General features: G+C 66.9%; 33 protein-coding genes and 1 pseudogene. 26 read left to right on the forward strand and 8 right to left on the reverse strand.

Annotated elements, in window-relative coordinates:
- Positions 1–46: 46 nt before the first annotated feature.
- On the reverse strand, positions 47–337 hold the full coding sequence (locus MO1_RS14975) for a DUF6869 domain-containing protein (RefSeq protein ID WP_370670638.1): 291 nt from the start codon (positions 335–337) through the stop codon (positions 47–49).
- Here MO1_RS14975 and MO1_RS14595 point away from each other — a divergent pair.
- From MO1_RS14595 to eno, 8 genes and pseudogenes are all read left to right on the forward strand, one after another.
- Positions 227–463, forward strand: coding sequence for a hypothetical protein (locus MO1_RS14595; RefSeq protein ID WP_157526366.1), 237 nt, complete (start codon positions 227–229; stop codon positions 461–463). The genes MO1_RS14975 and MO1_RS14595 overlap by 111 nt on opposite strands.
- 430 nt (positions 464–893) lie before the next feature.
- The gene (locus MO1_RS05890; protein ID WP_060915497.1) at positions 894–1,400 is read left to right on the forward strand and encodes a universal stress protein; all 507 of its coding nucleotides are present in this window, start codon (positions 894–896) and stop codon (positions 1,398–1,400) included.
- Positions 1,397–1,684: pseudogene (locus tag MO1_RS14980) on the forward strand (2,3-bisphosphoglycerate-dependent phosphoglycerate mutase); the annotation flags it as partial. The gene MO1_RS05890 and the pseudogene MO1_RS14980, both read left to right, overlap by 4 nt.
- Before the next feature lie 80 nt (positions 1,685–1,764).
- The gene (locus tag MO1_RS14985; protein WP_255209233.1) at positions 1,765–2,139 is read left to right on the forward strand and encodes a 2,3-bisphosphoglycerate-dependent phosphoglycerate mutase; all 375 of its coding nucleotides are present in this window, start codon (positions 1,765–1,767) and stop codon (positions 2,137–2,139) included.
- An 89-nt stretch (positions 2,140–2,228) separates the two neighbouring features.
- Positions 2,229–2,639, forward strand: coding sequence for a CrcB family protein (locus tag MO1_RS05900; protein ID WP_055962328.1), 411 nt, complete (start codon positions 2,229–2,231; stop codon positions 2,637–2,639).
- Complete coding sequence (locus MO1_RS05905) at positions 2,636–3,007, forward strand: fluoride efflux transporter FluC (protein ID WP_055960823.1); 372 nt, start codon at positions 2,636–2,638, stop codon at positions 3,005–3,007. The genes MO1_RS05900 and MO1_RS05905 overlap by 4 nt, the downstream gene beginning before the upstream one ends.
- A gap of 26 nt (positions 3,008–3,033) precedes the next feature.
- Complete coding sequence (locus MO1_RS05910; protein WP_055960822.1) at positions 3,034–3,519, forward strand: inorganic diphosphatase; 486 nt, start codon at positions 3,034–3,036, stop codon at positions 3,517–3,519.
- Positions 3,520–3,664: 145 nt separating this feature from the next.
- The gene (gene eno, locus MO1_RS05915; protein ID WP_082724377.1) at positions 3,665–4,999 is read left to right on the forward strand and encodes a phosphopyruvate hydratase; all 1,335 of its coding nucleotides are present in this window, start codon (positions 3,665–3,667) and stop codon (positions 4,997–4,999) included.
- Here the strand turns inward: eno and MO1_RS05920 are convergent.
- A complete protein-coding gene (locus MO1_RS05920; protein ID WP_060915498.1) occupies positions 4,984–5,910 on the reverse strand; it encodes a LysR family transcriptional regulator in 927 nt (308 codons plus the stop codon). The two genes, eno and MO1_RS05920, sit on opposite strands and share 16 nt — an antisense overlap.
- Positions 5,911–5,979: 69 nt before the next feature.
- Between MO1_RS05920 and MO1_RS05925 the strand changes: the two genes are divergently transcribed.
- From MO1_RS05925 to MO1_RS05985, 13 genes are all read left to right on the forward strand, one after another.
- Positions 5,980–7,146 carry a TDT family transporter gene (locus MO1_RS05925; RefSeq protein WP_060915499.1) on the forward strand — a complete coding sequence of 389 codons (1,167 nt, stop codon included), beginning with the start codon at positions 5,980–5,982 and terminating at the stop codon, positions 7,144–7,146.
- Entirely contained in the window at positions 7,143–7,715 is a 573-nt protein-coding gene (locus tag MO1_RS05930; RefSeq protein WP_055960816.1) for a uracil-DNA glycosylase family protein, read from the forward strand. The genes MO1_RS05925 and MO1_RS05930 overlap by 4 nt, the downstream gene beginning before the upstream one ends.
- A 210-nt stretch (positions 7,716–7,925) precedes the next feature.
- Positions 7,926–8,249 (forward strand): heavy-metal-associated domain-containing protein, encoded by a 324-nt coding sequence (locus tag MO1_RS05935; protein ID WP_060915500.1) that lies wholly within the window; start codon positions 7,926–7,928, stop codon positions 8,247–8,249.
- 28 nt (positions 8,250–8,277) lie between these two features.
- Positions 8,278–10,416, forward strand: a complete 2,139-nt coding sequence (locus MO1_RS05940) for a heavy metal translocating P-type ATPase (protein ID WP_082724378.1) — start codon at positions 8,278–8,280, stop codon at positions 10,414–10,416.
- A gap of 56 nt (positions 10,417–10,472) precedes the next feature.
- On the forward strand, positions 10,473–10,910 hold the full coding sequence (locus tag MO1_RS05945) for a DUF6153 family protein (RefSeq protein WP_060915502.1): 438 nt from the start codon (positions 10,473–10,475) through the stop codon (positions 10,908–10,910).
- Positions 10,911–10,993: 83 nt separating this feature from the next.
- Positions 10,994–11,611, forward strand: coding sequence for a DUF305 domain-containing protein (locus MO1_RS05950; protein WP_060915503.1), 618 nt, complete (start codon positions 10,994–10,996; stop codon positions 11,609–11,611).
- A 231-nt stretch (positions 11,612–11,842) separates the two neighbouring features.
- A complete protein-coding gene (locus MO1_RS05955; RefSeq protein ID WP_231872790.1) occupies positions 11,843–12,577 on the forward strand; it encodes a sialidase family protein in 735 nt (244 codons plus the stop codon).
- Positions 12,578–12,583: 6 nt separating this feature from the next.
- Positions 12,584–13,999: a M23 family metallopeptidase gene (locus tag MO1_RS05960; protein ID WP_060915504.1), complete on the forward strand. Its 1,416-nt coding sequence runs from the start codon at positions 12,584–12,586 to the stop codon at positions 13,997–13,999.
- A 119-nt stretch (positions 14,000–14,118) separates the two neighbouring features.
- Positions 14,119–14,463 carry a hypothetical protein gene (locus MO1_RS14600; RefSeq protein WP_157526368.1) on the forward strand — a complete coding sequence of 115 codons (345 nt, stop codon included), beginning with the start codon at positions 14,119–14,121 and terminating at the stop codon, positions 14,461–14,463.
- Between the two features lie 213 nt (positions 14,464–14,676).
- Positions 14,677–15,036 carry a Cd(II)/Pb(II)-sensing metalloregulatory transcriptional regulator CmtR gene (gene cmtR, locus MO1_RS05970; protein ID WP_036275916.1) on the forward strand — a complete coding sequence of 120 codons (360 nt, stop codon included), beginning with the start codon at positions 14,677–14,679 and terminating at the stop codon, positions 15,034–15,036.
- Positions 15,033–16,958: a heavy metal translocating P-type ATPase gene (locus MO1_RS05975; protein WP_197491836.1), complete on the forward strand. Its 1,926-nt coding sequence runs from the start codon at positions 15,033–15,035 to the stop codon at positions 16,956–16,958. Before cmtR ends, MO1_RS05975 begins: the two co-directional genes overlap by 4 nt.
- Positions 16,958–17,566 carry a cadmium resistance transporter gene (locus MO1_RS05980; protein WP_036275918.1) on the forward strand — a complete coding sequence of 203 codons (609 nt, stop codon included), beginning with the start codon at positions 16,958–16,960 and terminating at the stop codon, positions 17,564–17,566. The genes MO1_RS05975 and MO1_RS05980 overlap by 1 nt, the downstream gene beginning before the upstream one ends.
- On the forward strand, positions 17,563–18,096 hold the full coding sequence (locus MO1_RS05985) for a signal peptidase II (RefSeq protein ID WP_029264099.1): 534 nt from the start codon (positions 17,563–17,565) through the stop codon (positions 18,094–18,096). The genes MO1_RS05980 and MO1_RS05985 overlap by 4 nt, the downstream gene beginning before the upstream one ends.
- A gap of 228 nt (positions 18,097–18,324) precedes the next feature.
- Here MO1_RS05985 and MO1_RS05990 read toward each other — a convergent pair whose 3' ends face one another.
- The 3 genes from MO1_RS05990 to MO1_RS06000 all read right to left on the reverse strand — a co-directional run bounded on the left by MO1_RS05990 (position 18,325) and on the right by MO1_RS06000 (position 19,654).
- Entirely contained in the window at positions 18,325–18,636 is a 312-nt protein-coding gene (locus MO1_RS05990) for a hypothetical protein (RefSeq protein ID WP_029153956.1), read from the reverse strand.
- A 167-nt stretch (positions 18,637–18,803) separates the two neighbouring features.
- A complete protein-coding gene (locus tag MO1_RS05995; protein WP_060915506.1) occupies positions 18,804–19,307 on the reverse strand; it encodes a GNAT family N-acetyltransferase in 504 nt (167 codons plus the stop codon).
- Positions 19,304–19,654 (reverse strand): ArsR/SmtB family transcription factor, encoded by a 351-nt coding sequence (locus MO1_RS06000; RefSeq protein ID WP_228495856.1) that lies wholly within the window; start codon positions 19,652–19,654, stop codon positions 19,304–19,306. Before MO1_RS06000 ends, MO1_RS05995 begins: the two co-directional genes overlap by 4 nt.
- A 90-nt stretch (positions 19,655–19,744) precedes the next feature.
- On the opposite strand from MO1_RS06000, the gene MO1_RS06005 reads away from it, so the two are divergent.
- The gene (locus MO1_RS06005) at positions 19,745–21,058 is read left to right on the forward strand and encodes an FAD-dependent oxidoreductase (protein WP_060915619.1); all 1,314 of its coding nucleotides are present in this window, start codon (positions 19,745–19,747) and stop codon (positions 21,056–21,058) included.
- 45 nt (positions 21,059–21,103) lie between these two features.
- Here the strand turns inward: MO1_RS06005 and MO1_RS06010 are convergent, their stop codons facing one another.
- Positions 21,104–21,493, reverse strand: a complete 390-nt coding sequence (locus MO1_RS06010) for an arsenate-mycothiol transferase ArsC (RefSeq protein ID WP_060915507.1) — start codon at positions 21,491–21,493, stop codon at positions 21,104–21,106.
- 74 nt (positions 21,494–21,567) lie between these two features.
- Here MO1_RS06010 and trxB point away from each other — a divergent pair, with 74 nt between their 5' ends.
- The 4 genes from trxB to MO1_RS06030 are packed head-to-tail and all read left to right on the forward strand — an operon-like array spanning position 21,568 to position 25,023.
- Positions 21,568–22,530 carry a thioredoxin-disulfide reductase gene (gene trxB / locus MO1_RS06015; RefSeq protein ID WP_060915508.1) on the forward strand — a complete coding sequence of 321 codons (963 nt, stop codon included), beginning with the start codon at positions 21,568–21,570 and terminating at the stop codon, positions 22,528–22,530.
- On the forward strand, positions 22,527–23,621 hold the full coding sequence (gene arsB, locus MO1_RS06020; protein ID WP_060915509.1) for an ACR3 family arsenite efflux transporter: 1,095 nt from the start codon (positions 22,527–22,529) through the stop codon (positions 23,619–23,621). The genes trxB and arsB overlap by 4 nt, the downstream gene beginning before the upstream one ends.
- Positions 23,621–24,610: a metalloregulator ArsR/SmtB family transcription factor gene (locus tag MO1_RS06025; RefSeq protein ID WP_060915510.1), complete on the forward strand. Its 990-nt coding sequence runs from the start codon at positions 23,621–23,623 to the stop codon at positions 24,608–24,610. The genes arsB and MO1_RS06025 overlap by 1 nt, the downstream gene beginning before the upstream one ends.
- 11 nt (positions 24,611–24,621) lie before the next feature.
- Entirely contained in the window at positions 24,622–25,023 is a 402-nt protein-coding gene (locus MO1_RS06030) for an arsenate reductase ArsC (RefSeq protein ID WP_060915511.1), read from the forward strand.
- Between the two features lie 64 nt (positions 25,024–25,087).
- Here the strand turns inward: MO1_RS06030 and MO1_RS06035 are convergent, their stop codons facing one another.
- Entirely contained in the window at positions 25,088–25,294 is a 207-nt protein-coding gene (locus MO1_RS06035; RefSeq protein WP_174520552.1) for an ABC transporter ATP-binding protein, read from the reverse strand.
- Between the two features lie 342 nt (positions 25,295–25,636).
- The gene (locus tag MO1_RS06040) at positions 25,637–26,446 is read right to left on the reverse strand and encodes an RNA polymerase sigma factor (protein WP_060915512.1); all 810 of its coding nucleotides are present in this window, start codon (positions 26,444–26,446) and stop codon (positions 25,637–25,639) included.
- Positions 26,447–26,715 lie beyond the last annotated feature (269 nt).

Raw genomic sequence — 26,715 nt, forward strand, 5'->3', positions numbered from 1 at the left:
GGTGCGCCATGGACGAGGGAAGAGCCCCAACCCGGAAGCTATCTGGTTAGCGGCGCCGATGGAGCGGTGTCGCCCTCAGCTGTCGTCGGTGACTGCGCAATCGTGGTCGCTGACCAGAGTCGGGACGGGTCTCGACGGGAGTCGCGACCGCCCGGATACGGCGCCAGACATCGTCGCTGGTGACCGTCCAGACACCTCCGAGAACATCAGCGAAATCCCGACGTGCGTGAGCGATCGCCTCGATCCGTTCGATCACAAGTTCTCCATGGCAGCGGATGATGTCCTCGGTCAGTCCCGCAGCGAGGATGCCGGTGTGCTGGCCAAGACCTCCACTCAGGTCGTCGCGAATCAGGTCGAGGATTCGAATCACGACGTCGAGCGCGCGATGCGGATCGGAGTTCGCCAACCCGCCGTCAATGACCGCGTCCAGCGGCTCGTCCATCTCGTCATCGAAGTCGACTGAGCCGGACTGGAAGGCGACCCAGTGGCGTGCATAGGCGTCAACCGACTCAGGTAGCAGTGAGAACCACAACGTCTCTGACACGTCCCCCATTCTGTGCCAGACGTTGCCCCCGCGGCTCCTCAAGTCTCTTCAGTGGGATTGATCGCAACGGCTACTGGCCCCGCCGAAAACGATCATTTTCGGCTGCGTCTCGTGGAGGCTGCTGGGGTGCTTGCTGTGGGCAGCTTCGCTCCGTGTCGTCGGAATCGCTTCCTTCGGTGTCGGGACGTCGCGGGTGCGCGAGACGGCCCGCGTGACTTGGGGTTCGGGTGCATAATGGTGGTGTCTTCGGACCCGGTAGTGGGGCTTGCCGGACCCAACCTCGACAGTTGTCGACAACAGTCCCTATCTCAGCTGGTCGCGCTTCTGCGCGCCTGAGGTAGGGAGTGTCATGACAGCACCAATCGGTTCCGGACCGGTCGTCGTCGGCGTCCTGCCCGGCCTCGCTCCGGGGGTCATCGAGGTTGCGTCGTCTATCGCGCGGCGCTTCGGTACGACGCTGGTGTGCGTCAGCGTGGATGCATCGCTCTTCGATGCCGGTACGCGCTCGGACGGGTCGGTGATGGTGGAACCGATCGACCCTGACACCGCTGACACGACACCGCAGGGCTTGTCGGACAGTGACAAGGCGGCAGTACGTGCTGCCGCAACGACCTACGGCGTCGACGTCACGTTCGTCCCGGGTGTCGGGGATCCGAGCCGGGCACTGTCGCAGGTGGCCGAAGACCGCGACGCGGCGATGCTGGTCGTCGGGGCCAGGACGGGAGCGGGTCGAATCGCGGAGTTCTTCACGGGGTCGGTCGCGGTACGGCTGACCCATCAGCAGCACCGTTCAGTGCTCGTAGTGCCCGTTGATCCGGTCGGGTTCGATGCCCCACTGCCGTGGGACACCCCGTGACCGGCCAGCTTGTTCTGCTCCGCCACGGACAGAGCACTGCGAACGCTGCCGGTACCTTCACCGGCTTGCGAGACGTCGCGCTGACCGAACAGGGCAGCGCCGAAGCGAATCGGGCTGGGTTGCTACTTCTGCATGCCGGCATCCGACCGGACCTCGTGCTCACGTCGACGCTCGAGCGGGCGCTCCACACGGCGGAGCTCGTCACCGACGTCCTCGGACGTGATGCGCCGATCGAGTCGACGTGGCGGTTGAACGAGCGGAACTACGGCGCCCTCACCGGCATGTCCAAGCAGAATGCGCAAGCGGCGTTGGGGGCGGAGCAGTTCTTCGCTGTTCGTCGGACCCGCACGGGACGCCACCACGCATGTCGATCCGCGCGTGGCTGGCGCTCCGGCGGACGCCGGCGCTTCGTGGACTGCCGTGGGCGGCACTTCGTCGAACCGAAACACTCTCCGACGTCATCCGCCGGGTCCAACCCGTCCTGTCGCACAGCATCACCCCGGCACTCCGCGACGGGCAGACAGTGCTCGTCGTCGCGCACGGCAACTCACTGCGGGCACTGTGTGCCTGCATGGACGGCCTAACTGACGGTGAGCTCGCGGACCTGAACCTCCCCACGGGCGAACCCCTGATCTACCGGTTCGACGGCGACGGTGGGTTCTGTCCGCGGGGTGGGGAGTACCTGCATCCGGCAGCACGAGCAGCAGCGGCAGCGGTCGCTGCGGAAGGTGGAACATGACCTCCCGAACGGACACGCACCTGCCCGATGGGCAGCTCCCGCCCGACCCAGACATCGACGCCAACGACCCGGAACGTATCGACCGGCCAGTGCATCTGCGGTGGCGGTACCTCGGTGTCGTCGCACTCGGCGGCGCCATCGGTACCGCCGCACGCGACGGACTCAGCACCGCGTTCCCCGCTCAGCAGGAGGTGTCCTGGGCGATCTTCTGGATCAACATCGCCGGCGCGCTCCTACTGGGTGTGCTGCTGGAACACCTCGCGCATCGCGGACCTGACGAGGGTCGCCGCCGGACACTGCGCCTGCTTCTGGGAACCGGTGTCCTCGGCGGGTTCACCACCTACAGCACCCTCGCGACCAGCACCGCGGTGTTGTTCCTCGCTGGCCGCGGGTTGGCCGGCACCGGGTACGCGCTCCTGACGGTCCTCGCCGGCGCGATCGCCACCGGTAGCGGCCTCGCGATCGCGGGTTTGGTCCGACCGAACGGGGCCACATCATGAGCGCCCTGGCCTTCCTCAGCGTCGCGGTCGCTGGCGGTGTCGGCGCGGCCGCACGGTTCTTCGTGGATGGTGCGATCAACCGGGGTCGGCAGTTCCGGCTCCCGGTCGGGACGCTGACGATCAACATCACCGGCTCGTTCCTGCTGGGCTTGATCACCGGCGCCGCCGGTCACCTCGGCGCCACCCCCGTCGCGGTGCTCGGAACAGGGCTCATGGGTGGCTACACCACGTTCAGCACCGCCAGCTTCGAGACCGTCCGCCTCGCACGCACTGGCCGCACCACCGCGGCTGCCGTGAACGGGCTCGGAATGCTCGTCGTCTCCGTCGCCGCAGCCGCCGGGGGCGTCACCCTCGGCACCCTCACTTGACCATCCGACTGGGAGACGAACAGCTCATGCACTTCGACATCACGATCGAGATCCCCCGCGGCAGCGGCAACAAGTACGAGGTCGACCACGCCACCGGACGGATCCGCCTGGACCGGGCGGTGTTCACCAGCATGGTGTTCCCGCAGGACTACGGCTCGATCGACGACACTCTCGGCGATGACGGCGACCCCCTCGACGCGCTCGTGCTGCTGCCCCGGCCCACGTTCCCCGGCGTCGTCATCGACGTCCGCCCGGTCGGGATGCTCCGCATGGTCGACGAGAACGGCGGCGATGACAAGATCCTCACCGTCCCCGCCGGAGACGTCCGCTTCGACCACGTCCAGGACATCTCCGACGTCGCCGAGCCGGTCCTGGCGGAGATCGAGCACTTCTTCGCCCACTACAAGGAGATCGAGCACGGCAAGCACGTCACCACCAACGGGTGGGCGAACCGTGTCGACGCCGAAGCCATCATCCGCGCCGCACAGGAACGGTTCACCCCGCACCCCTGACCGGCACCCGCGCACCCGACACCATCCAGTGCGCGCCCTGAACCGCCGTGGGGAGGCAACTGGCGCCCAGTGATCGCCAGGAGGTCGTCCCTCCGCCTCCCCGCGGCCCACACCCGCACGACCAACCCGAAAGGCGACAACCGCCGTGAACGACTACATCAGCAACGTCCACCACACCACCCACCATCAGGGCGAGTACGTGACCCACACCAGCCGCCCCGTCACCATCAGCAGCCTGCACGGCTCCCGGATCCTCGACTCCCGCGGCTACCCGACGATCCAGGTGCGTCTCGAGCTCGAGGACGGCACCGTCGTCACCGGTGACGCCCCCGCAGGCGCATCCACTGGCGCGCATGAGGCTGTCGAGCTTCGCGACGGCGGCAGCAGCTACGGCGGCCGCGACGTGAGCCAGGCACTGCACCTCATCACGACGGACGTCGCACCGATGATCACCGGCCAGTCGTGGACCTCGATCGGGCAGGCCGACGCCGCCCTCGCTGCCCTCGACGGCACCCCGAACCACCGCCGGCTCGGCGCGAACAGTGTCGTCGCGACCTCGATCGCGATGGCACGCGCTCTCGCCGCCGCAGCGGAGCTGCCGCTCTGGCGTTGGATCGCAGACGTCACCGGCAGCACGCCCCGCCTGCCCGTCCCGCACTTCAACGTGCTCAACGGCGGAGCGCACGCAGCGAACGCGCTCGACTTCCAGGAGTTCATGATCGCCCCGGTGAACGCCGAGACCATGACCGACGCGGTTCGGATCGGATCGGACGTCTACCACGCGCTGGCGGCACTGGTCCGGGAACGGTTCGGCAGTCTCGGTCTCGGGGACGAAGGCGGCTTCGCCCCGTCGATCGCCGCGCCCGAGGAGGCCCTCGACCTCCTCGTCGCCGCGATCAGTGCCGCCGGTTACGAGCCCGGCGTGGACACCGTCGCGATCGCACTCGACCCGGCGGCGAACGAGTTCGCGCTCGGTGACGGTAGATACCGGGTCGTGGACCGCCGGCTCGACCGCGCAGGCATGGTCGACTACTACCGCGACCTCATCAGCCGGTATCCGATCCGGAGCATCGAAGACGGCTTCTCCGAAGATGACCACGGCGGCTGGAAGGCGATGTCGTTCGCGCTCGGCGACATGCTCCAGATCGTCGGCGATGATCTCTACGTCACCGATCCGCAGCGCATCCGCGACGGTGGGAAGGACGGGCTCTCGAACGCGGCGCTCATCAAGCCGAACCAGATCGGCACCGTCTCCCAGACCCTCGACGCGATCGGCGTCGCACGCTCGCTCGGGATGCGGAGCATGGTGTCGCACCGGTCCGGCGAGACCACCGACACGTTCATCGCGGACCTCGTCGTCGGCACCGGAACCGGACAGATCAAGTCCGGCGCACCCGCCCGCGGAGAACGCGTCGCCAAGTACAACCGGCTCACCGAGATCGCGGAGAACAATCCGGAGCTGCCCTACGGGCTGCGCTGACCCCGACCGGTCACCTCGTGGGCGACGCGCAGGAAAGCAGAACCAGCTGGCTGAGGCTCTCCCGACCAGATCGCCCGCAACGGCCGGGCAAGTGGCGGCCCAGCGAGCGGGACCCGCACCAGCGACCCGTCGTTGATGTCGGCGGCGACCGTGCGAAGGCTCATCACCGCCGGTGCAATTCCAGCCTGCGCGTTCGCCCGGATGATGCTCGTGGTCTCCAGCACCGCGGCCGGAACCGACATGCTCAAACCGGCCTCCCTGAGCCATGCGGCGAGGGTCGCGCGAGTTCCGGAACCTTCTTCCCGCAGGAGCAGAGCCGTCGCCGCCAGGACCTCCGCAGTGATCCCGGTCGACCGAGCCCAGGGATGTTCCGGCGCAACGACGACCGCGAGCTCATCGTCCGCGATCACCTGCGCGGACACACCTGCCGCCGTCACCGGGGTCTCCGTGAACCCGAGGTTCGCGCCACCCGACTGCACGAGGTCCGTCACCGCGGCGGAGTTGCCCGCGATCAGGCGCACCCGCACGTCGGGTTCGCGGCGGCGGAATTCGAGCAGCCAGCCCGGCAGCAGCAGCTCCGCGATCGTCTGTGACGCTGCGACGACGAGCGAACCCGTGGGAGTCCGCAGCGCAGCCACTCCTGCTTCGAGGTGGCGAGACGCGTCGAGGACCGGTCCGGCCAGCCCGACGACGAGCCTGCCGGTCTCGGTCAGCACCGACCCCGTGGTCGAGCGGTGCACCAACAAGTGACCGACCATGCGCTCGGCGACCCGGATCCGAGCAGACACTGCCTGTTGCGTGACGTCGAGCGCTCCAGCGGCAGCGGAGAGGGAGCCGGTCTCGGCGACGCGTGCGAGCACGTCGAGTGTGTCGAGGTCGAGGGTTCGGTCCGTGAGTCGCCGTAGTGCCACAATCATTGATTGTGCCCTGCCAAGAGGTTCCGGGTACCGCCAGAGGCAGGATTCGCGCAGGCTTGGCCCATGACAACGCTCCGCACGGACCCTGCACCCGCGAACGGTAGCCAGCTGCCCCAACGGCCGCAGACGGCGTTGTTCCGTGACCTGGAGCGGCCAGGCCTGATCGTGTCGAATCTCACACCGAACTGGTTCGCGTCGATCATGGGCACGGGGATCGTCGCTGTCGCAGCTGCGTCACTGCCGCTGCAGTTCCCCGGGCTGCGCCTCGCGGCGACGGTCGTGTGGGCGATCGCCGCGGTGCTCCTCGTCGCCCTCACGACCGCGACGGTGCTGCACTGGATCCGCTACCGGAGCACTGCAGCCGGGCACCAGCTCAACCCGGTGATCTCGCACTTCTACGGCGCACCACCGATGGCGTTCCTCACCGTCGGCGCCGGGACACTCCTGCTCGGCAAGGACTGGGTCGGCCTGCCCGCCGCCGTCACCATCGACTGGGTCCTGTGGACCATCGGCACCATCGGAGGACTGCTCACGGCAGTGCTCGTGCCGTACCTGGCGTTCACCCGCCACGAGAACAAGCCCGACTCCGCGTTCGGCGGCTGGCTGATGCCGATCGTCCCGCCGATGGTGTCCGCCTCCACCGGTGCGCTCCTGCTGCCGTACGCCCCCGCCGGGCAGGCGCGGGAGACGCTGCTGTGGTCCTGCTACGGCTTCTTCGGCCTCAGCCTCATCACGTCGCTGGTCGTGATCACGCTGATCTGGAACCGTCTCGCGCAGCACAAGGTCGGGGCCGCCGGCATGGTCCCGACTCTGTGGATCGTCCTCGGGCCGGTCGGACAGTCGATCACCGCGGTGAACCTCCTCGCATCGAACGCCCCCACCGTTGTCGATGCGAGTACCGCGCATGCCCTGCTGGTCGTGGCGCTGGTGTACGGGTTCGCGATGCTCGGCTTCGCGCTGCTGTGGACCGTCATCGCCCTCGCGATCACCATCCGCACTGCCCGCGAACACTTGCCGTTCAGCCTGACTTGGTGGTCCTTCACGTTCCCCGTCGGGACCTGCGTCACCGGCCTGAACGGGCTCGCCCTGCACTCAGGCCTGACCGTCGTTGCCGTCCTCGCCGTCATCTACTACGCCGGCCTCGTCGCCGCATGGATCACCGTTGCCCTTCGCACCTTTCACGGATCCGTCATCCGTGGCACCCTGCTGGCACCGCCACAGCCGGCATGAGTACCCCCGAGGAACTCGCTGACGTTCGATCGCTGAACGGTCTCGCGGAGACGTGGCGGACCGCGCCCGACGGCAGCCGACGGTTCGTCCCGAGCTTCGACCCACGATCCGGCGGCAGATTCAGCCGTGTCCTGGTCCTGATGCAGTCGCCTGGCCCCCAGACCATCGCCGCAGCGCACGCAGCGATCTGCAGCGAGGACAACCCGGGCCCGACCGCGGCCGCGTTCCGAGCAGCCCGTATCGAGTCCGGACTCGCACGCGGCGAGTACGTCCGCTGGAACCTTGTCCCATGGGAACTGCCCGACCGCGTGCGACTCGAGGACATCGACGAGGGGCGGCATGCCCTCGCCACACTGCTCGCGGCCCTCCCCGCTCTCACTGCGATCGTCACGTACGGGGCCGTTGCCCTCGACGGCGTCATGCGACACTTCACCCTGGACGAGCACCCCCGACTCCTTCCGGTCATCGCAGCACCACATCCGTCTCCCGCCAACGGCCGCCACCGATCGGAACAACACCTCCGTTCCGTGCAAGCACTCCGGCTCGCCGCGCGAGCGCGGCAGACGTAACAAATACGAACGTTTTCGGGTCTATCGCGCCGAGGCGCACTAGGTGTGCACCGGAAACGTAGTCCGAATCCTGGTTTCGGCGGGCGTTTTCGGTTGGCTCCGCGGAAGCATGTTGGAGCCTGGACGACCATACCCCAGGGGGGTATGGTATCTCTGGTATCGGCATCCAGTCGGCCGCCCGAACAGGGGCCGTGTTGAGGGGAGATTCAGATGGTGGACCGTATTGAGCTGGGCCTGACGGATAAGAACTCAGGGTGCGCGTGCTGTTCGACAGCTTCGAGCGCTGAGCCCGCGGTCGCCGCGAGCAGCGCGATCGCGCAGGACGTGTTGGTGTCGGGGATGACGTGTTCTCACTGCGTGTCGAGCGTCACGGAGGAACTGTCGGCCGTCGAGAGTGTGGACAGTGTCTCGGTGGATCTGGTTGCGGGCGGCGCGTCGCGCGTCACGATCCACAGTGCAACTCCGGTCGATTCCGAGATGGTGAAGGCAGCTATCGAAGAGGTCGGTTACACCGTCGTAAGCACGCCCGCCTGACCCGCCGGTTCTTTCGAGGGGAGCTCTCATGAGCCAGCACGATCACCACAATCACGCCTCCCACGGAGGCCACACCGACCACGACGGGCACACCGCCACGGCCGAGCATGGGCACACCGGGCACGCTCATCACGAGCAGGCACCCGCCGCGGGGAAGTCCGCACACGGGCACGCGGACCATGACGGTCACGCTGGGCACGGGGATCACGTGGGGCAGTTCCGCCGACTGTTTTGGATCATGCTGATCCTGGCGGTGCCGGTCGCGGGCTTCTCAATGATGTTCGCGATGCTCATCGGCTACCCACTGCCAGATGCGGCCTGGGTGGGATGGGTTTCCCCGGTGCTGGGCACGGTGATGTACGTGTGGGGTGGCGCCCCGTTCCTGACGGGCGCGGTCAGTGAACTCCGCGCCCGTAAGCCCGGGATGATGCTGCTGATCGCGTTGGCGATTACCGTCGCGTTCCTCGCATCCTGGGGTGCCAGCCTCGGGCTGCTGCACCATGAGCTCGATTTCTGGTGGGAGCTCGCGCTGCTGATCGTGATCATGCTGCTCGGTCACTGGATCGAGATGCGCTCTCTGGCCCAGACAACCTCCGCACTCGATTCCCTCGCCGCCCTTCTGCCCGATGAGGCCGAGAAGGTGCAGGGTGATGAGGTTGTCACCGTCGCACCGTCTGACCTGGTCGTCGACGACGTCGTGGTGGTGCGTCCCGGCGGGCGGGTGCCCGCAGATGGGCGGATTGTGCAGGGCTCAGCCAGCATGGACGAGTCGATGATCACCGGCGAGTCCCGCCCGGTGCGGCGTAGTGAGGGCGACCAGGTCGTCGCCGGCACCGTCGCCACCGACTCCGGGGTTCGGGTGCAGATCACCGCCGTCGGGGACGACACCGCTCTCGCGGGGATCCAGAAGCTGGTCACCGACGCGCAGAGCTCATCGTCGCGGGCGCAGCGGCTCGCGGATCGTGCCGCGGCGTGGCTGTTCTGGTTCGCGCTGGGAGCCGCGGTGATCACCGCGATCGTGTGGACGCTCGTGGGGTTGCCCGATGATGCGGTGGTCCGCACGATCACCGTTCTGGTGATCGCGTGTCCGCACGCGTTGGGCCTCGCAATCCCGCTGGTCGTGTCGATCGCGACCGAGCGCGCTGCCCGCGGTGGTGTGCTCGTGAAGGACCGTCTCGCGTTGGAGAGCATGCGCACCGTGAACACGGTCTTGTTCGATAAGACCGGCACCCTCACCAAGGGCGCCCCCGCGGTCACGGCTATCGAACCGTCCGGCGACGCATCCGAGGATGAGCTGCTGGCTCTGGCTGCCGGTGCGGAGTCCGACTCGGAGCACCCTCTGGCCCGCGCGATCGTGAACGCCGCGAAAGACAAGCAGCTCACCGTCCCCGCCGCCACCGACTTCGAGTCCTCTCCTGCCGTGGGCGTCCGCGCCCGCGTGGATGGTCGCACCGTACACGTCGGTGGCCCGTACATGCTCGAGCAGGAGCACGCTGTAGAGCTGCCCGTCGCGGACGAGTGGCGCAGGGAGGGCGCGATCATCCTTCACGTCCTCCTCGATGGGAAGGTCGCCGGTGCGCTGCGTCTTGCAGACGAGATCCGCGCCGAGTCTCGCGCCGCAGTGACGGCGCTCCACGACCAGGACGTGCAGGTAGTGATGATCACCGGCGACGCGGACGCGGTTGCTGCGTCTGTTGCCGCGGACCTGGGCATTGACCGGTACTTCGCCGGGGTGCGGCCGGAGGACAAGGCGTCGAAGGTGAAGGAGCTGCAGGACGAGGGCCGGAAGGTCGCGATGGTCGGCGACGGTGTGAACGATGCGCCCGCTCTCGCCCAAGCCGACGTCGGTATCGCCATCGGCGCGGGCACCGATGTCGCGATCGCGTCGGCGGGGGTCATCCTCGCCAGCGACGACCCCCGTTCGGTGCTGTCGGTGATTGAGCTGTCACGAGCGAGCTACCGGAAGATGAAGCAGAACTTGTGGTGGGCGGCGGGATACAACCTGCTGTCCGTGCCGCTTGCCGCGGGCATCCTCGCGCCGATCGGGTTCGTGCTGCCGATGTCGATCGGGGCGATCCTGATGTCTCTGTCGACGATCGTTGTCGCGCTGAACGCGCAGCTTCTACGCCGACTGGACCTCACCCCCGACACGGTCAGCCGCCTGTAGCAGCCGCCAACAAAGAGGCGGACTACGTTGGACGGTAGGGAAGGAAGGAGGGGAGCATGTCGCTAATCACGCTCGCGGATGCCATGGGACGCACGCGCACGCTCACCCGCACCTTCCTCGTGATGATCGCGATCACTGTAGGGATCGTCGCGGGGCTGCTTGCGATGCACTCCCTGAACAGCCACGCCACCAGCACCGGTCACCTCGACACCGTTACGACTGCCCCTGCCGCCTCGCACCACGCTCAGGACGCCACTCCGGTCGGGGAACCGGCGGCGGGGGAGTGCGATGACTGTGCCGGTGGGCACGACACCATGATGTGGTTGGCGTGCGTGCTCGGCCTGCTCGTGACCGTGCTGATCCTCGCCCGCATCACCGGAACCTGGCGGACCACCGACCCCGAACGCGGACCCCTGACCGTCTCGTCGTGGCCGGGTTGCCTCGCACCGGTGCCTCCACCCTCATTGATCGTTCTCTGCATCAGTCGCACCTGAGGATGCCGCTGCCTGCCCCCGCGTAGGCACGGCTCCCCCTGCCCACTGGGCAGGAACCTCATTGACGACTTTTGGAGAACCTCATGAAGATCCGTACTGCGGCGACTGCCGCGCTCGCCCTGACCACCGCCCTTATCCTCGCCGGGTGCTCCGACACCGGGAACGCCGGGGGTGGCATGTCTGGGATGGACCACGGCGGCTCCAGCAGCAGCGCCGCCCCTACCGCTGACGCATCTGCGAACGCGAACGACGCGGACATCATGTTCGCGACGATGATGATCCCGCACCACCAGCAGGCCATCGAGATGTCCGACGTGTTGCTGAGCAAGGACGACATCGACCCACGGGTTGTTGACCTCGCCGATGGCATCAAAGCCGCCCAGCAGCCCGAAATCGACACGCTCAACGGCTGGCTGCAGGAGTGGGGCGCCGACACCTCCGGCACGGACATGGATGGCATGGATCACGGCGGAGGGATGATGAGCGAAGAGGACATGCAAGCCCTCGACGCGGCGACCGGCACCGAGGCGGCCAAGCTGTTCCTGGAGCAGATGATCGAGCACCACAACGGTGCAATCGAGATGGCTCAGGAAGAAGTCAACAACGGGCAGAACCCGAACGCGACCGCCCTCGCGCAGAAGATCGTCGACGACCAGACCGCCGAGATCGCTGCGATGGAGGACATCCTCGCCAGCCTGTGACCGGCAGGAGTGGGACGGCGCCCGCGCCGTCCCACTCCTCGATTCCCGCTGCGCAAGGCCAACACCATGACACACCTCCCTCTTCACTCCGCCCTGCCCTCATCCCGCACGCTCACCCGTTGCCGTTCCCTCGCCGCCGTCACCGCGATTGCGGTCGGAGCTCTCACCCTCGCCGGATGCGCCTCATCCGAACCGGAAGTGACATCACCACAGCCTGTAGCCACCACCCACGTGCACAGCATCGTGCCTGCCCCGGACGGAAACGGGTTCCTCATCGGCACCCACGAAGGCATCTACACCGCCACCGAGGACGGCCAGCTCGGTGACCCGGTCGCCGGCCCCGTGTTCGATGCGATGGGTCTGACCTCGATCGACGGCACCCTGATCGCCTCCGGTCACCCCGGGCCCGACACTCCTCCCGAACTCGGCGCCCCGCACCTGGGCATCATCCGCAGCACCGACACCGCGCAGTCCTGGCAACCCGTCGCCTACACCGGCGAGAAGGACTTCCACGTCCTCGCCGCCGGCCCTAGCGGCACCCTGTACGGCATCACGACCGACAACCCCGATATCCTCACCAGCACCGACCAGGGCCAGACATGGGCACCCACCGGCAGCGCCCTGCCGGCGTTCAACCTGACCGTCGACGCAGATGAACGCCTCATCGCATCCACTCCCGACGGACTACAGGTGAGCCTCGACGGCGGGGGCCGCTTCGTCCCGTGGGACGGTGCCCCACTCATCGCACTTCTCAACACGTCCCCCGACCGGCAACGCATTGTCGGGATTGGCAGCGGCAACACCCTCTGGGTCGCGCAGGCAGGATCACAGGCGTGGGAGCAAGTGGGCGTTGCCCCAGCCACCCCGCAGGCCGTTGCGATTACCGACACTGGCGACATCCTTATCGCCGGGGAATCGGGGCTCACCGCGCTACCCGTCTCCAAGCAGTTGACTTCACCGAACTGACCGACCATGACGGACATCCAGAGCGTCACTGACGACGTCCCATGCGGTTGCGGTCCCACTGCGGAAGAGGCCCGCACGCTACGTGGGGGAATCACTCGGAGGCGCGCGCTCAGCGCCGGCGCGATCGGGGTCTTCCTCGCCGCGACCGGAGCCAGCCTCGCTCCGTCAGCATTCGCCGCGGAATACCCCACCTGGGATGACGTCGAAAAGGCTCGGAACAACGAGGCCGCGAAGGGCGCCGAAGTCACCCGAATTCAAGGGCTGATCCGATCACTCGAGCAGGACGTGGACACGAAGCAAGCCGAAGCCGACCGGCTCGGCCAAGAACATGTCCTCGCTCTGGAGGCCTACGAGGACGCCGTCGCGCGCGCCGAGTCCCTCCAGCAACAGGCCGACGCCGAGTCGGCCCGGGCCGACGCTGCCGCGGCCAAGCTTGGTGCCCTCGCGGCTGAGCAATACCGCTCAGGGAACACCGATCCGACCCTGGACCTGTTCTTTTCCGGCTCCGCCGGTTCCGCAGAGGATCTGCTGTCCCGGTTGGGGACGATGGACCGTCTCGTCGACGCGAACCGGGAGGTCTACGCCGACGCTGCTGGCGCCCGCGACAGCGCACGCCACCTCAGCGATCAAGCTCAGGTAGCTCGCGACGAACGTAACCGCCGGGAGGCGGAAGCCGAACAAAAGATGCAGACGGCGCAAGCAGCGGCGCAGGCAGCCCTGGCCGCGCTAGCTAGTCAGAACGAGTACCGTGACGTGCTCGACGCTCAACTCGCAGCCCTTCAAGACACAACATCCCGCACAATCAGCCAGTACCAGGCCGGTGTGGAAGTTCGACGCAGGGAGCGCGAGGCGCGCATCCGCCGAGCGCGGGAAGCAGCGGCTGCCCGCGCTCGCGAAGAAGAACGACGCCGCCGCGAGGAAGAACGGCGCCGACAAGCCCCAAACAACGTCGGAGCCGGAGGCGAAAGCTCCAGTAGCGGGGGCGGCGGGGGGAAGGTCCAGTCCTCCGGGTGGGTTCGACCGGCGCACGGATGGATCAGCTCGTGGTTCGGAACCCGCGGCAGCATCTGCCGTAACGGCTACTGCACCCGCGCCGGCCACCGGGGGATTGACTTCGCGAGCAGCTGCGGATCCCCGATCTACGCCGCCTACCCCGGCACCGTCATCTTTGCTGGATACAGCGGCGCATGGGGCAACTACATCAAGATCCAGCACGCAGACGGCACGGTCACTGGGTACGCGCACATCATGAACGGTGGCTACAACGTCAACTACGGGCAACGAGTGCGCGCCGGTCAAGTTATTGCGTACATCGGCAGCACCGGCGCCTCCAGCGGCTGCCACCTCCACTTCGAGGTATACGTCGGCGGCGTCCGGGTTGACCCTGCCCCCTTCCTCCGAGCACGAGGGGTCGCAGTTTGAACCACCCCACGCCCGGACCGCCCGCGGGCACAACCGTCCGCCGCTCGGAGGCAGCACCTGGCGAAGAGCGAACATCTGCCCTGGAGCATGCGTTGAAACTGCGTGCCTTCGATGGCCGGATGACCGTTCCGGAGAGGGCAGCCCATATTGCTGTGTACCTTGAGCTGGCGCGAGAGCTTGATACACGCGACGCGCAGTCCGAGGGTGTATCGCCTGACCTGTGCGCGTGGGACTCTACGGTCATTCAGGCCGCCGACGCCTGCCGGGAAGTTGCGGTGACGCTCGGCCAGGCCACCGTCGAGCTGGCCGCGGTACGGAATGCGGCGCGGCGGTGCCTGTCCGCGATCTCGTCGTGTGGCGACATCTGCGGACCACACAAGGAGGCAACTGCTTCCTGCGCACGGCGAGTGGACATCGCCAGACGAGGGGCGAAGGCTTGCGCGGACCTCATTTCATCCATCTGAGCAGCCTTCTGCTGCGGTCGCACCGATAACGATCGTTTGCGGCGCGGTGAGTGAAGGCACACCAGATCGAATGCCAGAAACGTGCGCCGTAAGCGGGTTTCGGTAGGCGTATTCGGTGGGGTGTGAGCCGGATGTACTTACACCCAGGCCCCAGAGATGTCGCCTGGGGTGAAGCCGTTCCAATAGGTCATCAATCACTGTATAGTTCAGTGTGTGCTGACTATTTCCTCACGCCTCGATGTCATGAACCGGCTCGGCCGGGCCATGGCCGATCCCACGCGTTCCCGAATCCTAATGTCTCTGCTCGGTGGACCGAGCTACCCGGCTGTGCTCTCTCGTGAGCTGGAGCTGACGCGTTCGAACGTGTCGAACCATCTCACCTGCCTGCGTGACTGCGGGATTGTCGTTGCCGAGCCGGAGGGTCGCCAGACTCGTTACGAGATCGCCGACCCGCATCTTACGGCTGCGCTCGTCGCGCTCGTGGACGTGACGCTGGCGGTCGATGAGCACGCGCCGTGCGTGGACTCTGCGTGCACGGTGGCTGGCTGCTGTGGGACGGGGGCGGACGCGTGAGCGCGGCGTGTGGCTGCGAGCACGAGCCTGCCCAGCCTGCCACTGCGGCGGAGGATGAGACCGAAGAGGTTGTGCGGCCCTGGTGGAGGGACCGTGGGATCATGGTGCCGGTCTTCTCCGGTGTCGCATTCCTGGCCGGTCTGATCCTTGAATGGTCCGGCCTCGAGATCCCGGCGCTGGTGTTGTTCTGGGCCGGTCTGCTCCTCGGTGCGTCGACGTTCACGCCCGGCGCGATCCGGAAACTGTTCAAGGGCAAGCTCGGTATCGGGCTGCTGATGACGATCAGCGCGATCGGCGCGGTCATCCTCGGCTACGTGGAGGAGGCTGCGGCTCTGGCGTTCTTGTACTCGATTGCTGAGGCGCTCGAGGACAAGGCGATGGACCGTGCCCGGGGCGGGCTGAGGGCGCTGCTGAAGCTCGTGCCGGAGACAGCGACCGTGCTGCAGAACGGCGTCTCTGCGCAGGTGCCCGCGAGAGAGCTGACGGTCGGCCAGGTCATGGTGGTCCGTCCCGGCGAGCGGATCGCAACCGACGGGATCGTCCGTTCTGGCCGCTCCAGCCTGGACACCTCGGCGATCACCGGGGAGTCGATCCCCGTCGAGGTCGAGCCCGGCGATGCGGTGTCGGCTGGTGCGATCAACAGCGCCGGCGCGCTGGAGGTCGAAACGACCGCTGCGGGCACCGACAACTCGCTCACCACGATCGTGGAGCTGGTCGAGAAGGCGCAGACCGAGAAGGGCGAGCGTGCACGTCTCGCGGACAGGATCGCCCGCCCGCTCGTACCCGGCGTTCTGATCCTCGCAGCGCTCGTCGCGATCATCGGGTCGCTGCTGGGCGATCCAGAGGTGTGGATCACCCGCGCGCTTGTCGTGCTGGTCGCCGCTTCTCCGTGTGCGCTGGCGATCTCGGTGCCGCTGACGGTCGTCGCCGCGATCGGCGCAGCAAGCAAGTTCGGCGTGATCATCAAGTCCGGCGCCGTCTTCGAGCGCTTCGGCACGGTCCGCCACGTCGCGGTCGACAAGACCGGCACCCTCACCCGCAACGAACCTGCGGTCACCGCGGTGCTCACTGCGAACGGCGTGACCGAGACACAGGCGCTGGCCTGGGCGGCCGCACTGGAGCAGCACAGCACGCATCCCCTTGCCTCTGCGATCACCGCCGCGGCCCCGGGCACACCGGCAGCTGCAGATGTGACCGAGCAGGCCGGGCACGGCATCGACGGCACTGTCGGCGGATCGAGAATCACCGTCGGCAGTCCTCGCTGGCTGGACGCGGGCGACCTCGGGAAGCAGGTCGCGGAGTTGGAGGAGCAGGGCATGACCGTCGTGATCGTCCACCGCGACGGAACCCCCGTCGCCGCGATCGGCGTCCGCGACGAACTGCGCCCTGAAGTCCCCGAGGTAGTCCGGACGCTCACCAACCAAGGCGTCGGCGTGACGATGCTCACCGGAGACAACGCCCGCACCGCTCGTGCACTGGCCGCGCAGGCCGGGATCAGCAACGTGCGCGCGGAACTGCGTCCCGAGGATAAGGCAACCGCGATCGGCGAGCTGTCAAAGGCGGGGCCGGTCGCGATGATCGGCGACGGAATCAACGACGCACCGGCCCTCGCTGGCGCAGACATCGGTATCGCGATGGGCGCCACCGGCTCCGACGCGGCAATCGAATCCGCCGACGTGGCCTTCACCGGCCATGATCTGCGCCTCATCCCGCGAGCGTTCGATCACGCCCGCCGCGGTCGACGGATCATCAACCAGAACATCATCCTGTCGCTGCTGATCATCACTGCACTGCTCCCGCTCGCGCTCTTCGGCGTCCTGGGGCTCGCGGCCGTCGTCCTGGTCCACGAGGTCGCGGAGGTCATCGTGATCCTCAACGGTCTGCGCGCCGCACGCACCCGCACGCCACGACTGGAAAGCTGATGCTCGCAACTATCGGTTCAGCGATCGGCCTGTTCGCGGCAACCAACATCGACGACATTGTCGTGCTCACCGTGCTGTTCCTGGCTTCCAGTCGAGGGAAGCCCCGGCCGTGGCAGATCGTCGCGGGCCAGTATCTCGGGTTCATCACCCTCGTCGTGATCAGCGTGATCGCCGCTCTCGGTCTCACCATCGTTCCGGACGAATGGGTCGGTTTCCTGGGTCTGATCCCGCTCGGCATCGGCATCTGGACGCTCATTCGCGGCCTGCGCCGTAACAGCGATGACGATGATGACGACTCCAAGATCACCGCGGTCGGACTATGGGGCGTCGCAGGGATCACGATCGCCAACGGGGCCGACAACATCTCCCTCTACACGCCGATCTTCCGCACCAGCGCCCCCAGCGACGTCGCGATCATGATCGTCGTATTCCTGATCCTCGTCGCGGTCTGGTGCGCGGCCGGCCGGCTGATCGGCACCAACAAGGCTGTTACCGAGGGGCTGGAGCGCGTCGAGCACTGGCTCGTACCGGCCGTGTTCATCGGCCTGGGCCTGTTCATCCTGATCGAATCTGGGGTCATCGTCCGTCTGATCGAGGTGCTCGCATGACCTCCTCCCAGTCAGAGGCTCATCCGCCCGCTGCACGCAAGCTGTCGTCGACCCGGCGGCGGCAGCTCACTGGTGGAGCGCTCTTGATCGCCGTGGTCGTCGTGCTGATCGATCAGGGAACCAAGGTGTGGGCCGAAGCGACCCTCACCGACCGTGAGCGCATCCCGCTGATCGGTGACCTGCTGGGTTTGCAGCTCGCCTATAACCCCGGAGCGGCATTCTCCTTCGGGGAAGGCTTCACCTGGGTGTTCGCGCTGCTCGCTGTCGCCGCCACGGTCACAGCGATCGTGTTCGCGTTCCGAGTGCAACGCGTGAGATGGGCGATCGTCATCGGCGCGCTCGGCGGCGCTTCCGCCTCACACGCAGGCGACCGCCTTTTCCGGGACCCCGGATTCGCCCGTGGTCACGTCGTGGACTTCCTCGCCTACGGAAACTGGTTCATCGGCAACATCGCCGACATCGTAATCTTCGCCGCAGCGATCACCGGAGCAGTTTTCATGATCCGCGCCGGGGATGAGAGCACCGAGTGAGATCCGTTGTGCGGTGGTGGGACACCCATCAACTCGCCCTCTACATCGGCGCGATCGCCGTGGGCAGCCGTTGAGTGAGTTCACGCTTAGGCAGGCGGGCGGTCGCGATGTAGGCGCAGAGCCACCCACCAGCCGCATCGTCGACAGATGAAAGCGCGATCGTCTCCGAGTGCGTGCAGCTTCTTGCGTGGCAGATGTCGCCCGCAGCACGTGCACGCAACGTCCTCGTCAGTCGCCATGAGCGGAGAGCGCCTCTCGAATCTGTTCAACCGTTGGCATCCCGGCCAGCCCAGCAGGGGTGCTGTAAATACGGCAGGCGAGGTCATTGCTTCGCCCCGACCCCGGAAAGAGATCGTTGCCATCCAGGGTGATCGTGGGGGAGCCCGCGAACGAGACTGCGCCCGCGTCCTCCTCCGTCCGGATGAGTCGGTAGTGAACCTCCGATTCGTCGTGGCCTGTTTCTCGTAGCGCCTCAGAAACACGACGGCCAGCCTCAACCCAGCTGGGGCAACCGGCGATATAAAGCAGCTCAATCTCCACGACTCAATCATCCTCGACTTCGCTGTTGATGTCGTGCCCGGGCTACCACCGAAAACGATCGTTTCTGGGACGGTCGATTCGTGCGCCGCGGAAGCCCGCCGAAACTCAGGGCCGTATCGAAACCCGGTTTCGGGACAAACGGTTTCGGCAGGGGGTTTTGACGTGCCTCAGGGGCGGCGGCGCTCGATGAGTATCGTGTCGCGCCAGTTGCCAGCCCAGGGGCCGTAGGTCATGTACGCGATGCGTTCGCGGTGGCCGATGCGGCGGAAGCCGGCACGCTCGTGAAGGGCCAGGCTGGCGGTGTTCTCGGGGAAGATGCTTGCTTGCACCGTCCAGATGTCAGCGGCGTCAGCTGCGCGCAGGAAGGAGGTGAGAAGTGCCGTGCCGACGCCGCGCCCGTGGGCTCGATCGGCAACATAGACGGAGTGTTCTACGACTCCGCGGTAGACCTCGCGTGCAGAGACGCGGGATGCGGCAACCCAGCCGAGGACTGAGCCGGCGGGATCGGTGGCGACGAGTCGGCCAACCTGGAGCTTTCCTTGGTCGAAGCCGGCCCAGGATGGGGGCTCGCTTTCGAACGTCGCGTTTCCGGCGGCGATGCCTTCGCGGTAGATCGTTTCCACCTCGAGCCAGTCCCTCTCGGTCAGGGCCCGTACCGCGATGTCGCTCATGCGCGGAGGGCGCGGGATGCGGCGTCGAGAGCGTCGGTGATGACGCGGTAGTAGGCCCATCGGCCGCGCTGCTCGCGGGTAACGAGACCGGCGTCGACGAGCTGCTTCATGTGGTGTGACACGGTCGGCTGCGATAGGCCGACGGGCTCGGTGAGATCGCAGACGCACGCCTCCCCGTCAGCGGATGCGGCGATCAAGGACAGCAGGCGTACGCGGGTAGGGTCGCCGAGTGCTTTGAATGTTCGAGCGGTGCGCTCAGCGTCTTCAAGCGAGATCACCGCCCCGGCCACCGGAGCGCAGCACGATTCGCTTCCCGCGGGGGCAAGGAGCGGGAACTGTGCAGTCATACTGCGATCCTCTCACGTCGTATTGACAGTCGTCGATGTATCGATGATGCTCTACCCATCGATGTTCGTCAATGGATGAGTGAGGTTGCTGTGGAAGACGTCTTGCCGGTGGCTGTAATCGGCGCGGGTCCTCAGGGTCTTGCCGCGGCCGCGCATTTGGTCGAGCGAAGTGTGCCCGTTGTGGTGCTTGAGGCTGGCAGTTCTCCCGCGGCTGCGGTTGCGGAATGGGGGCACGTGCGGCTGTTCTCCGAGTGGCCTGAGCTGATCGACGCGGCGGGCGCTCGTCTCCTGGACGGCTTGGGGTGGCAAGCTCCGACGACGGGGTACCCCACTGGGGCGCAGTGGATCGAGAAATACCTCGCGCCCCTGGCTGCTGCCCTGGGTGATCGCGTCCGCTTCGGTGCCCGGGTGACGGGAGTTTCGCGGCTCGGCCGGGACCGCCTTGTCGATGCTGGCCGCGGGGATCAGCCGTTTACCGTTCACGTATCGCCTGCTCAAGGGGAGGAGTATCGGCTGCAAGCCCGAGCTGTGATTGACGCATCCGGCACCTGGTCGACCCCCAACCCGGCGGGAGCTGACGGGCTCCCCGCCATCGGTGAGGCGGCGTCCGCGGACCTGCTCTCGTACCGCATCCCCGACTTTCGTGACCGTGCTGGTTTCGCAGGCAAGCACACCGTTGTTATCGGTTCGGGGCACTCGGCCGTGACGGCCGTGCTGGCCCTTGCCCGCATGGCTCGCCGGGACCCGTCGACGACGGTGACTTGGGCGCTGCGCCGAGCGGCCGTCGGGAACACCTTTGGTGGGGGCGACGCTGACGAGCTGCCCGCACGCGGCGCGCTGGGGATCAAAGCGAAAGAGCACGTCGATGCCGGCCTGGTATCCCTCGTCACCGGGTTCCGGGTCGAGCGCGTGACCCGTGACGGTGAGCGCCCCGTCCTAGTCGCGGAGGACGGTCGCACTCTCATGGCCGACCGGGTGGTGGTGCTCACTGGCTTCCGCCCCGACCTGTCGTTCCTCTCCGAGCTGCGGTTGGAGCTGGACCCGACGTTGCAGGCGCCGGTTCGGATCGCCGCGGAGGTGGATCCGAACGTCCACTCCTGCGGGTCCGTCGCCGCGACCGGCGCCGCCGACCTCGCCCAGCCCGAACCTGACTTCTACCTCGTCGGGGCGAAGTCTTACGGCCGTGCGCCGACATTCCTCGCGCTCACCGGGTACGAGCAAGTCCGCAGCGTTGCAGCTGAAATGGCGGGCGACCGCGAAGCCGCCCGCCGCGTCGAGCTCGTCCTCCCGGACACTGGTGTTTGCGGCGGCGCAGGGCTGTTTGATGCATCCGGGGCGTCGCTAGGCGGGGCGTGCTGCGCGCCTCCGGTATTGCAGATCGGACGGGCGTCGGCGCCCGGCTAAAAACGATGAGGGGCCAGGCCGGCGGCCTGTCCCCTCATCACCAGATCAACGGGTGAGAAGAGTCGCCTGGATCTTGTTGGACACTGCTTCGCGCAGCGGGCGGACAGCGTCGGCATCCCAGGACTCAGGGTTGGGGAAGGACCATTCCAGAACCTCCCCGCGCGGAGCGCTGGGCAGCGCCAACCCGGGCTTCATGAGAACCACGACATCGGCAGCCTCCAAGTCAGCAGGCGTCACCGCGCGGGGCACGCGCCCCGTGATGTCCATTCCCAGCTCGGCAACGGTCGCGGCGATGGCAGGGTTCACCGTCTCGGCCGGGGCGAGACCGGCGGACGCTGCGGTGAAGCGCTCCCCTGCGAAGTGCTCGAGGAGAGCGGCGCCGAGCTGAGAGCGGCCGGCGTTGTGCTGACAGATGAACAGGACGGTCGGTTTCATGCGGCTCTCCTCGGTACGTTGCGGTGTCGATGATCAGGATTGCGTCCTGCATAGGCACCTGTCAATATAGATACATGTCGATTCAAGAGGTTGAGCTGGTCATCGTCGGGTCGGGCCCCTCGGGCTACACGGCGGCGGTGTACGCGGCGCGGGCCGGGCTCGCCCCCGTCGTCATCGCGGGTTCTGTCACCGCGGGCGGTGCGCTTATGACGACTACGGAGGTGGAGAACTTCCCCGGGTTCGTCGATGGCATCCAGGGCCCAGAGCTGATGGACACGATGCGCCGGCAGGCCGAACGCTTCGGCGCCCGCATCCTCCTCGACGACGCGATCCGCGTCGATCTCGAATCCGACACGAAAGTCATCGAGACGGGCGCCGGGGAGACGTTCCACGCCCGCGCGGTGATCCTCACCATGGGGTCGGCGTACCGGAAGCTCGGGCTTCCCGACGAGGAGCGCCTGTCGGGTCATGGCGTGTCGTGGTGTGCGACGTGCGATGGGTTTTTCTTCCGGGGCCAGGACATCGTCGTGGTCGGTGGCGGTGATTCGGCCATGGAGGAGGCACTGTTCTTGACCCGGTTCGCTCGGAATGTGACCGTTGTTCACCGCCGCAGCTCGTTCCGGGCGTCGAAGATCATGGCGCAGCGGGTGCTGGAGCACCCGAAGATCGACGTCGCGTGGAACAGCGAGATCGCGGCGTTGCAGGGGGAAGAGAAGGTGCACGGAGTTCGCCTGCGGGACACCGTCTCCGGTGCTGAGCGTGACCTCCCCGTGTCGGGCGTGTTCGTTGCTATCGGTCACGACCCTCGCTCCGAACTCGTCACCGGCCAGGTCGCCACCGATGCCGATGGTTACGTGCTGGTGGAGCACCCGTCCACGCGCACCTCGCTCACCGGGGTGTTCGCCGCCGGCGACCTCGTCGACCACACCTACCGGCAGGCGATCACCGCTGCCGGGACCGGATGCGCGGCAGCACAGGACGCGCAGCACTACCTCGCCGCGCTCGATGTTCCCGCCCTGGCGGAGGCTTTCGCGTGAGCAACGCAGCACCCGCTACTCGCCGCCTCTCGACCCTCGACCGGTGGCTACCGCTGTGGATCGGCTTGGCGATGGGCAGCGGCATCCTCCTGGGCCGGTTCATCCCGGGGCTGTCCGAACTGCTGTCACACCTTGAGGTCGGTGGGATCTCGATTCCGATCGCGCTCGGGTTGCTGGTCATGATGTACCCGGTGCTCGCGAAGGTCCGATACGACAAGGTCGCCGCCGTGACCGGCGACAAGAAGCTCCTCGTTTCGTCGCTGGCGCTGAACTGGATCGCGGGCCCTGCATTGATGTTCGCCCTGGCGTGGGTGTTCCTGCCGGACCTGCCCGAGTACCGGACGGGACTGATCATCGTCGGCCTCGCACGCTGCATCGCCATGGTCGTGATCTGGAACGACCTCGCTTGCGGTGACCGGGAAGCTGCGGCCGTGCTTGTTGCGATCAACTCGGTGTTCCAGGTCATCGCGTTCTCGATCCTCGGCTGGTTCTACCTCACCGTCCTCCCCGGCTGGCTCGGCCTCGACAGCCAAGGCCTGGACGTGTCCGTGTGGCAGATCGCGCTCAACGTGCTCATCTTCCTCGGCGTGCCACTGGTCGCCGGGTTCGCGTCCCGTCTCATCGGGGAACGTCGCAAGGGCCGCGCCTGGTACGAGGGCTCATTCCTGCCCAAGATCGGACCGTGGGCGCTGTACGGGCTGCTGTTCACGATCGTGCTGCTGTTCGCCCTCCAGGGGGAACAGGTCACCTCGCGGCCGCTCGACGTCGTGCGGATCGCGGTCCCGCTGCTGGTGTACTTTGCCGTCATGTGGTTCGCCGGCCTCATCACCGGTAAGACTCTCGGCCTGGGCTACGCCCGCTCATCGACGCTCGCGTTCACCGCGGCGGGCAACAACTTCGAACTCGCCATCGCCGTCGCGATCGGCACGTTCGGCGCCACGTCCGGGCAAGCCCTCGCAGGTGTTGTCGGGCCACTGATCGAGGTCCCCGTGCTCGTCGGCCTGGTCTACGTCTCACTGTGGGCCGCGCGGGCATGGTTCCACACCGACCCCTACGCGATTCCCGAACCTGCCCTGGAAAGGACTCGATGATGAGCGCCACGATCACCACCGCAGAAGATACTTGCGCCCCGTCCCCAACGCACGCGATCGGGGACGACGCGGCCGCCGCGATCGCCACCACGCTGAAGGCGCTATCCGATCCGCTGCGGCTGCGGATGCTTTCCGCGATCGCCACCGACGCGCGCGGTGAATCGTGCGTGTGCGACCTCGCGGAACTGGCCGAGGTGTCCCAGCCCACCGTGTCGCACCACCTGAAGGTGCTCCGCGACACCGGCGTGCTTACCTCCGAGCGGCGTGGCACGTGGGTCTGGTACCGGATCGCCCCGGCCCTTCGCCCGGCCGTGACGACGCTGCTGGACTCGTTCGCGCCCGCGGCCGTCGCCCCCGTCCGCGCTGAGCATGCGGGGCTCGAGAACGTCGACGACGCTCTCACCCACCTCGCAGAAGCGCTCAGTCAGGACTACCCGCAGCTCGACGGCAGCCTGGTGGCGACGATCGTCCGCGAGTCGTACACGGCCTTGGCCAAAAGCGCTCGGGTGAAGAACCACCTGCTGTCGCTCACCGAACGTTTCGCGCGCCAACGACTCACCGACATCACCCGTGACCGCACGCAGGGACAGCCGCAGGTGCTGTTTGTCTGTGTCGCGAACGCAGGTAGATCGCAGCTCGCCGCGGCGCTGGTGAATCAGCGCTCGGGCGGCGCCGTTGTGGCGCGCTCTGCTGGATCGACCCCGGCCGCTGAGATCCACCCCCATGTGCAGCCCCTCATCGACGAGCTGACCCCCGGCGACGACGAACCGCGGTTCCCGAAACCGCTGACCGATGACGCAGTCCGCGCAGCTGACGTCGTCATCACCATGGGTTGCGGTGATGTCTGCCCGATCATCCCCGGCGTCCGCTACGAGGACTGGACCGTCGGTGACCCCGCCCTCGCCTCCGCAGAAGGCGTCGCAGCGATCCGCGACGACATCGCCCGCCGCGTCGACGATCTTCTTGCCACACTCACTACCACCCGCTGACCGGAGCCACCATGACTGACACCAAGCCCTCCGTCCTGTTCGTCTGCGTCCACAACGCCGGCCGCTCCCAGATGGCCGCGGGATTCCTTCGCGACATCGCCGGCGACCGCATCGAGGTCCGCTCCGCGGGGTCGATGCCCGCCGACCAGATCAACCCCACCGCTGTTCAGGCGATGGCCGAGCTGGGCATCGACATCACCGCCGAGCAGCCAAAGGTCCTCACTACCGAAGCCGTGCAGGCCTCGGACGTCGTCATCACGATGGGATGCGGCGACGCGTGCCCCTTCTTCCCTGGCAAGCGTTACGAGGACTGGAAGCTCGATGACCCGGCCGGGCAGGGCATCGACGCCGTGCGTCCGATCCGTGACGACATCCGCACGCGTATCGAGCAGCTCGTGAGCGAGCTCGTCTGAGGTGGCGGCACCCCACGCATGTCGGAGGCCCGCACGCCTGAGCGTGCGGGCCTCCGAGCGGGGATCAGACGCGCTGGCTGATCGTTCCATCCGGGTTGCGCTTGGCGGTCGACTCGGTCACGAACCGGCCGGACGAGGCCGAACGGTGCACCGTGGTCGAGTTGCTGGTGCCGGAGCCCACACGCTCGGTGGTGGTCTTACCGGGCCAGCGGGCGGTGGTTGCCTTCGACACGAAACGGCCGGTCTTGGCGGAGCGGTGAACGGTTCCCATGAGAACTCCTTCTTTCGGTGTCAGGTGCCGTGAGGAGGAGTGCCGCTGGTTCGCGGCTGCTGACTCCGGTACAGTCAGTGCTCTGGATGAGACCTGACTTCTCAGGGCTTGTGAGCCGTCCTGTTGCAGCGGGGCGGCTCTTTTCAGTTGTGGTCCCGACATCTCGGTATATATCCGTCGGAGCTCACTTCCCCCCGCCGGATTCGAACTTTCCTGCGGTTGATCCCTTCATGGACCGGGAGACCAGCGACTGAGCCTTGGTTGATGGCACCGATCGCCGGGCGGCTTTGGCGCTCTGCGTCCCAAACGAGGAACGTTCGATCTTGCCTCTGAACTGATCGCTCATGCTGACTCCTTGCTCTCTCGTAGTTGCTGACGAGCCCGCGCCATCGCAGACTCCACCGCCTTCGCGGTCATGCTCAACTTCTCACCGATCTCAGCGTGGGTGTACCCATGCACAGCGTGAAGGTAGAACGCCGATCGAACGCGGCCGTCGGTGATCTTCCCGAAAGCTCTCCGCAGCTCATCCTTGACCTGTGCTGCTTCCCCCGCATCCGGCATCGTTGGTGTCGAGGGGCCGTCTTCGAAATCGTCTACCCAGTCCAACGTGGCGGGTGGTGCTTCGGGCTCAACGTAGGACCGGATCTCTTCGCGCAGCCACCGCTTGTAGACGTTGCTGAACTGGAACAGGCACTGCCCCACGAAAAACGTTCGCAGGGAGGCCCCCTTAGCTGGATCCCATCTGCCGGGGATGAGTACCTTGTCGCGGAACGCGATGAGCGCTCGTACGACTGTCTCGTCCGCGAGGCTTTCGGCGTCCTCGATCATCGCGCCCGGGCGAGGCTCCGGGTCGAGGGCGCCGAATCCCTTTCGCTCTACCTCGCCGCGGATCTGACCCTTGTAGATCCAGCCGCGGATGACCGCCCACCCGTACTTTGCGATCTCGTTCGCGAACAGGTCGTAGTTGCGGCCGCGGAACCCGCTGGATCGAAGGGCAGCCGCCAACTCGCGGTCACCAGCGAGTCGATCGAACTTCTCCTCCGCTCGCCCGCGCTCTTCATCGGCGGAAGAGGCTAGGTTGGTCGCCCACTCGCTGAGAGTGGGAACGCCATCGGGAGACGAATGCTCATCGGGCTCGTCGTTACCGGTCATGGCGTCCTCGCGATCCTGGTCAGTTCATAGTCACCACGATCCCTCATATGTCCGACATCGGCGGCTTCCCCTCGCGGTCGGCGGAGAAGTCCGGGCGACTTCGGAGCTTCACGATCGCGTTTCGTTTTTGGAGGTTTCCTCAACCGACCGAAACTGATCGATTCCGGGACGGCCGTCGCCGGCACGGAGTCGACATCGACACGCCGTGCCGAAACTGTGTGCCGAAACCCATCTATGCCGAAATATCCTGTGGACCGTTTTCGGGATGA

The organism is Microbacterium oleivorans NBRC 103075, from assembly GCF_001552475.1.
Lineage (GTDB): Bacteria > Actinomycetota > Actinomycetes > Actinomycetales > Microbacteriaceae > Microbacterium > Microbacterium oleivorans.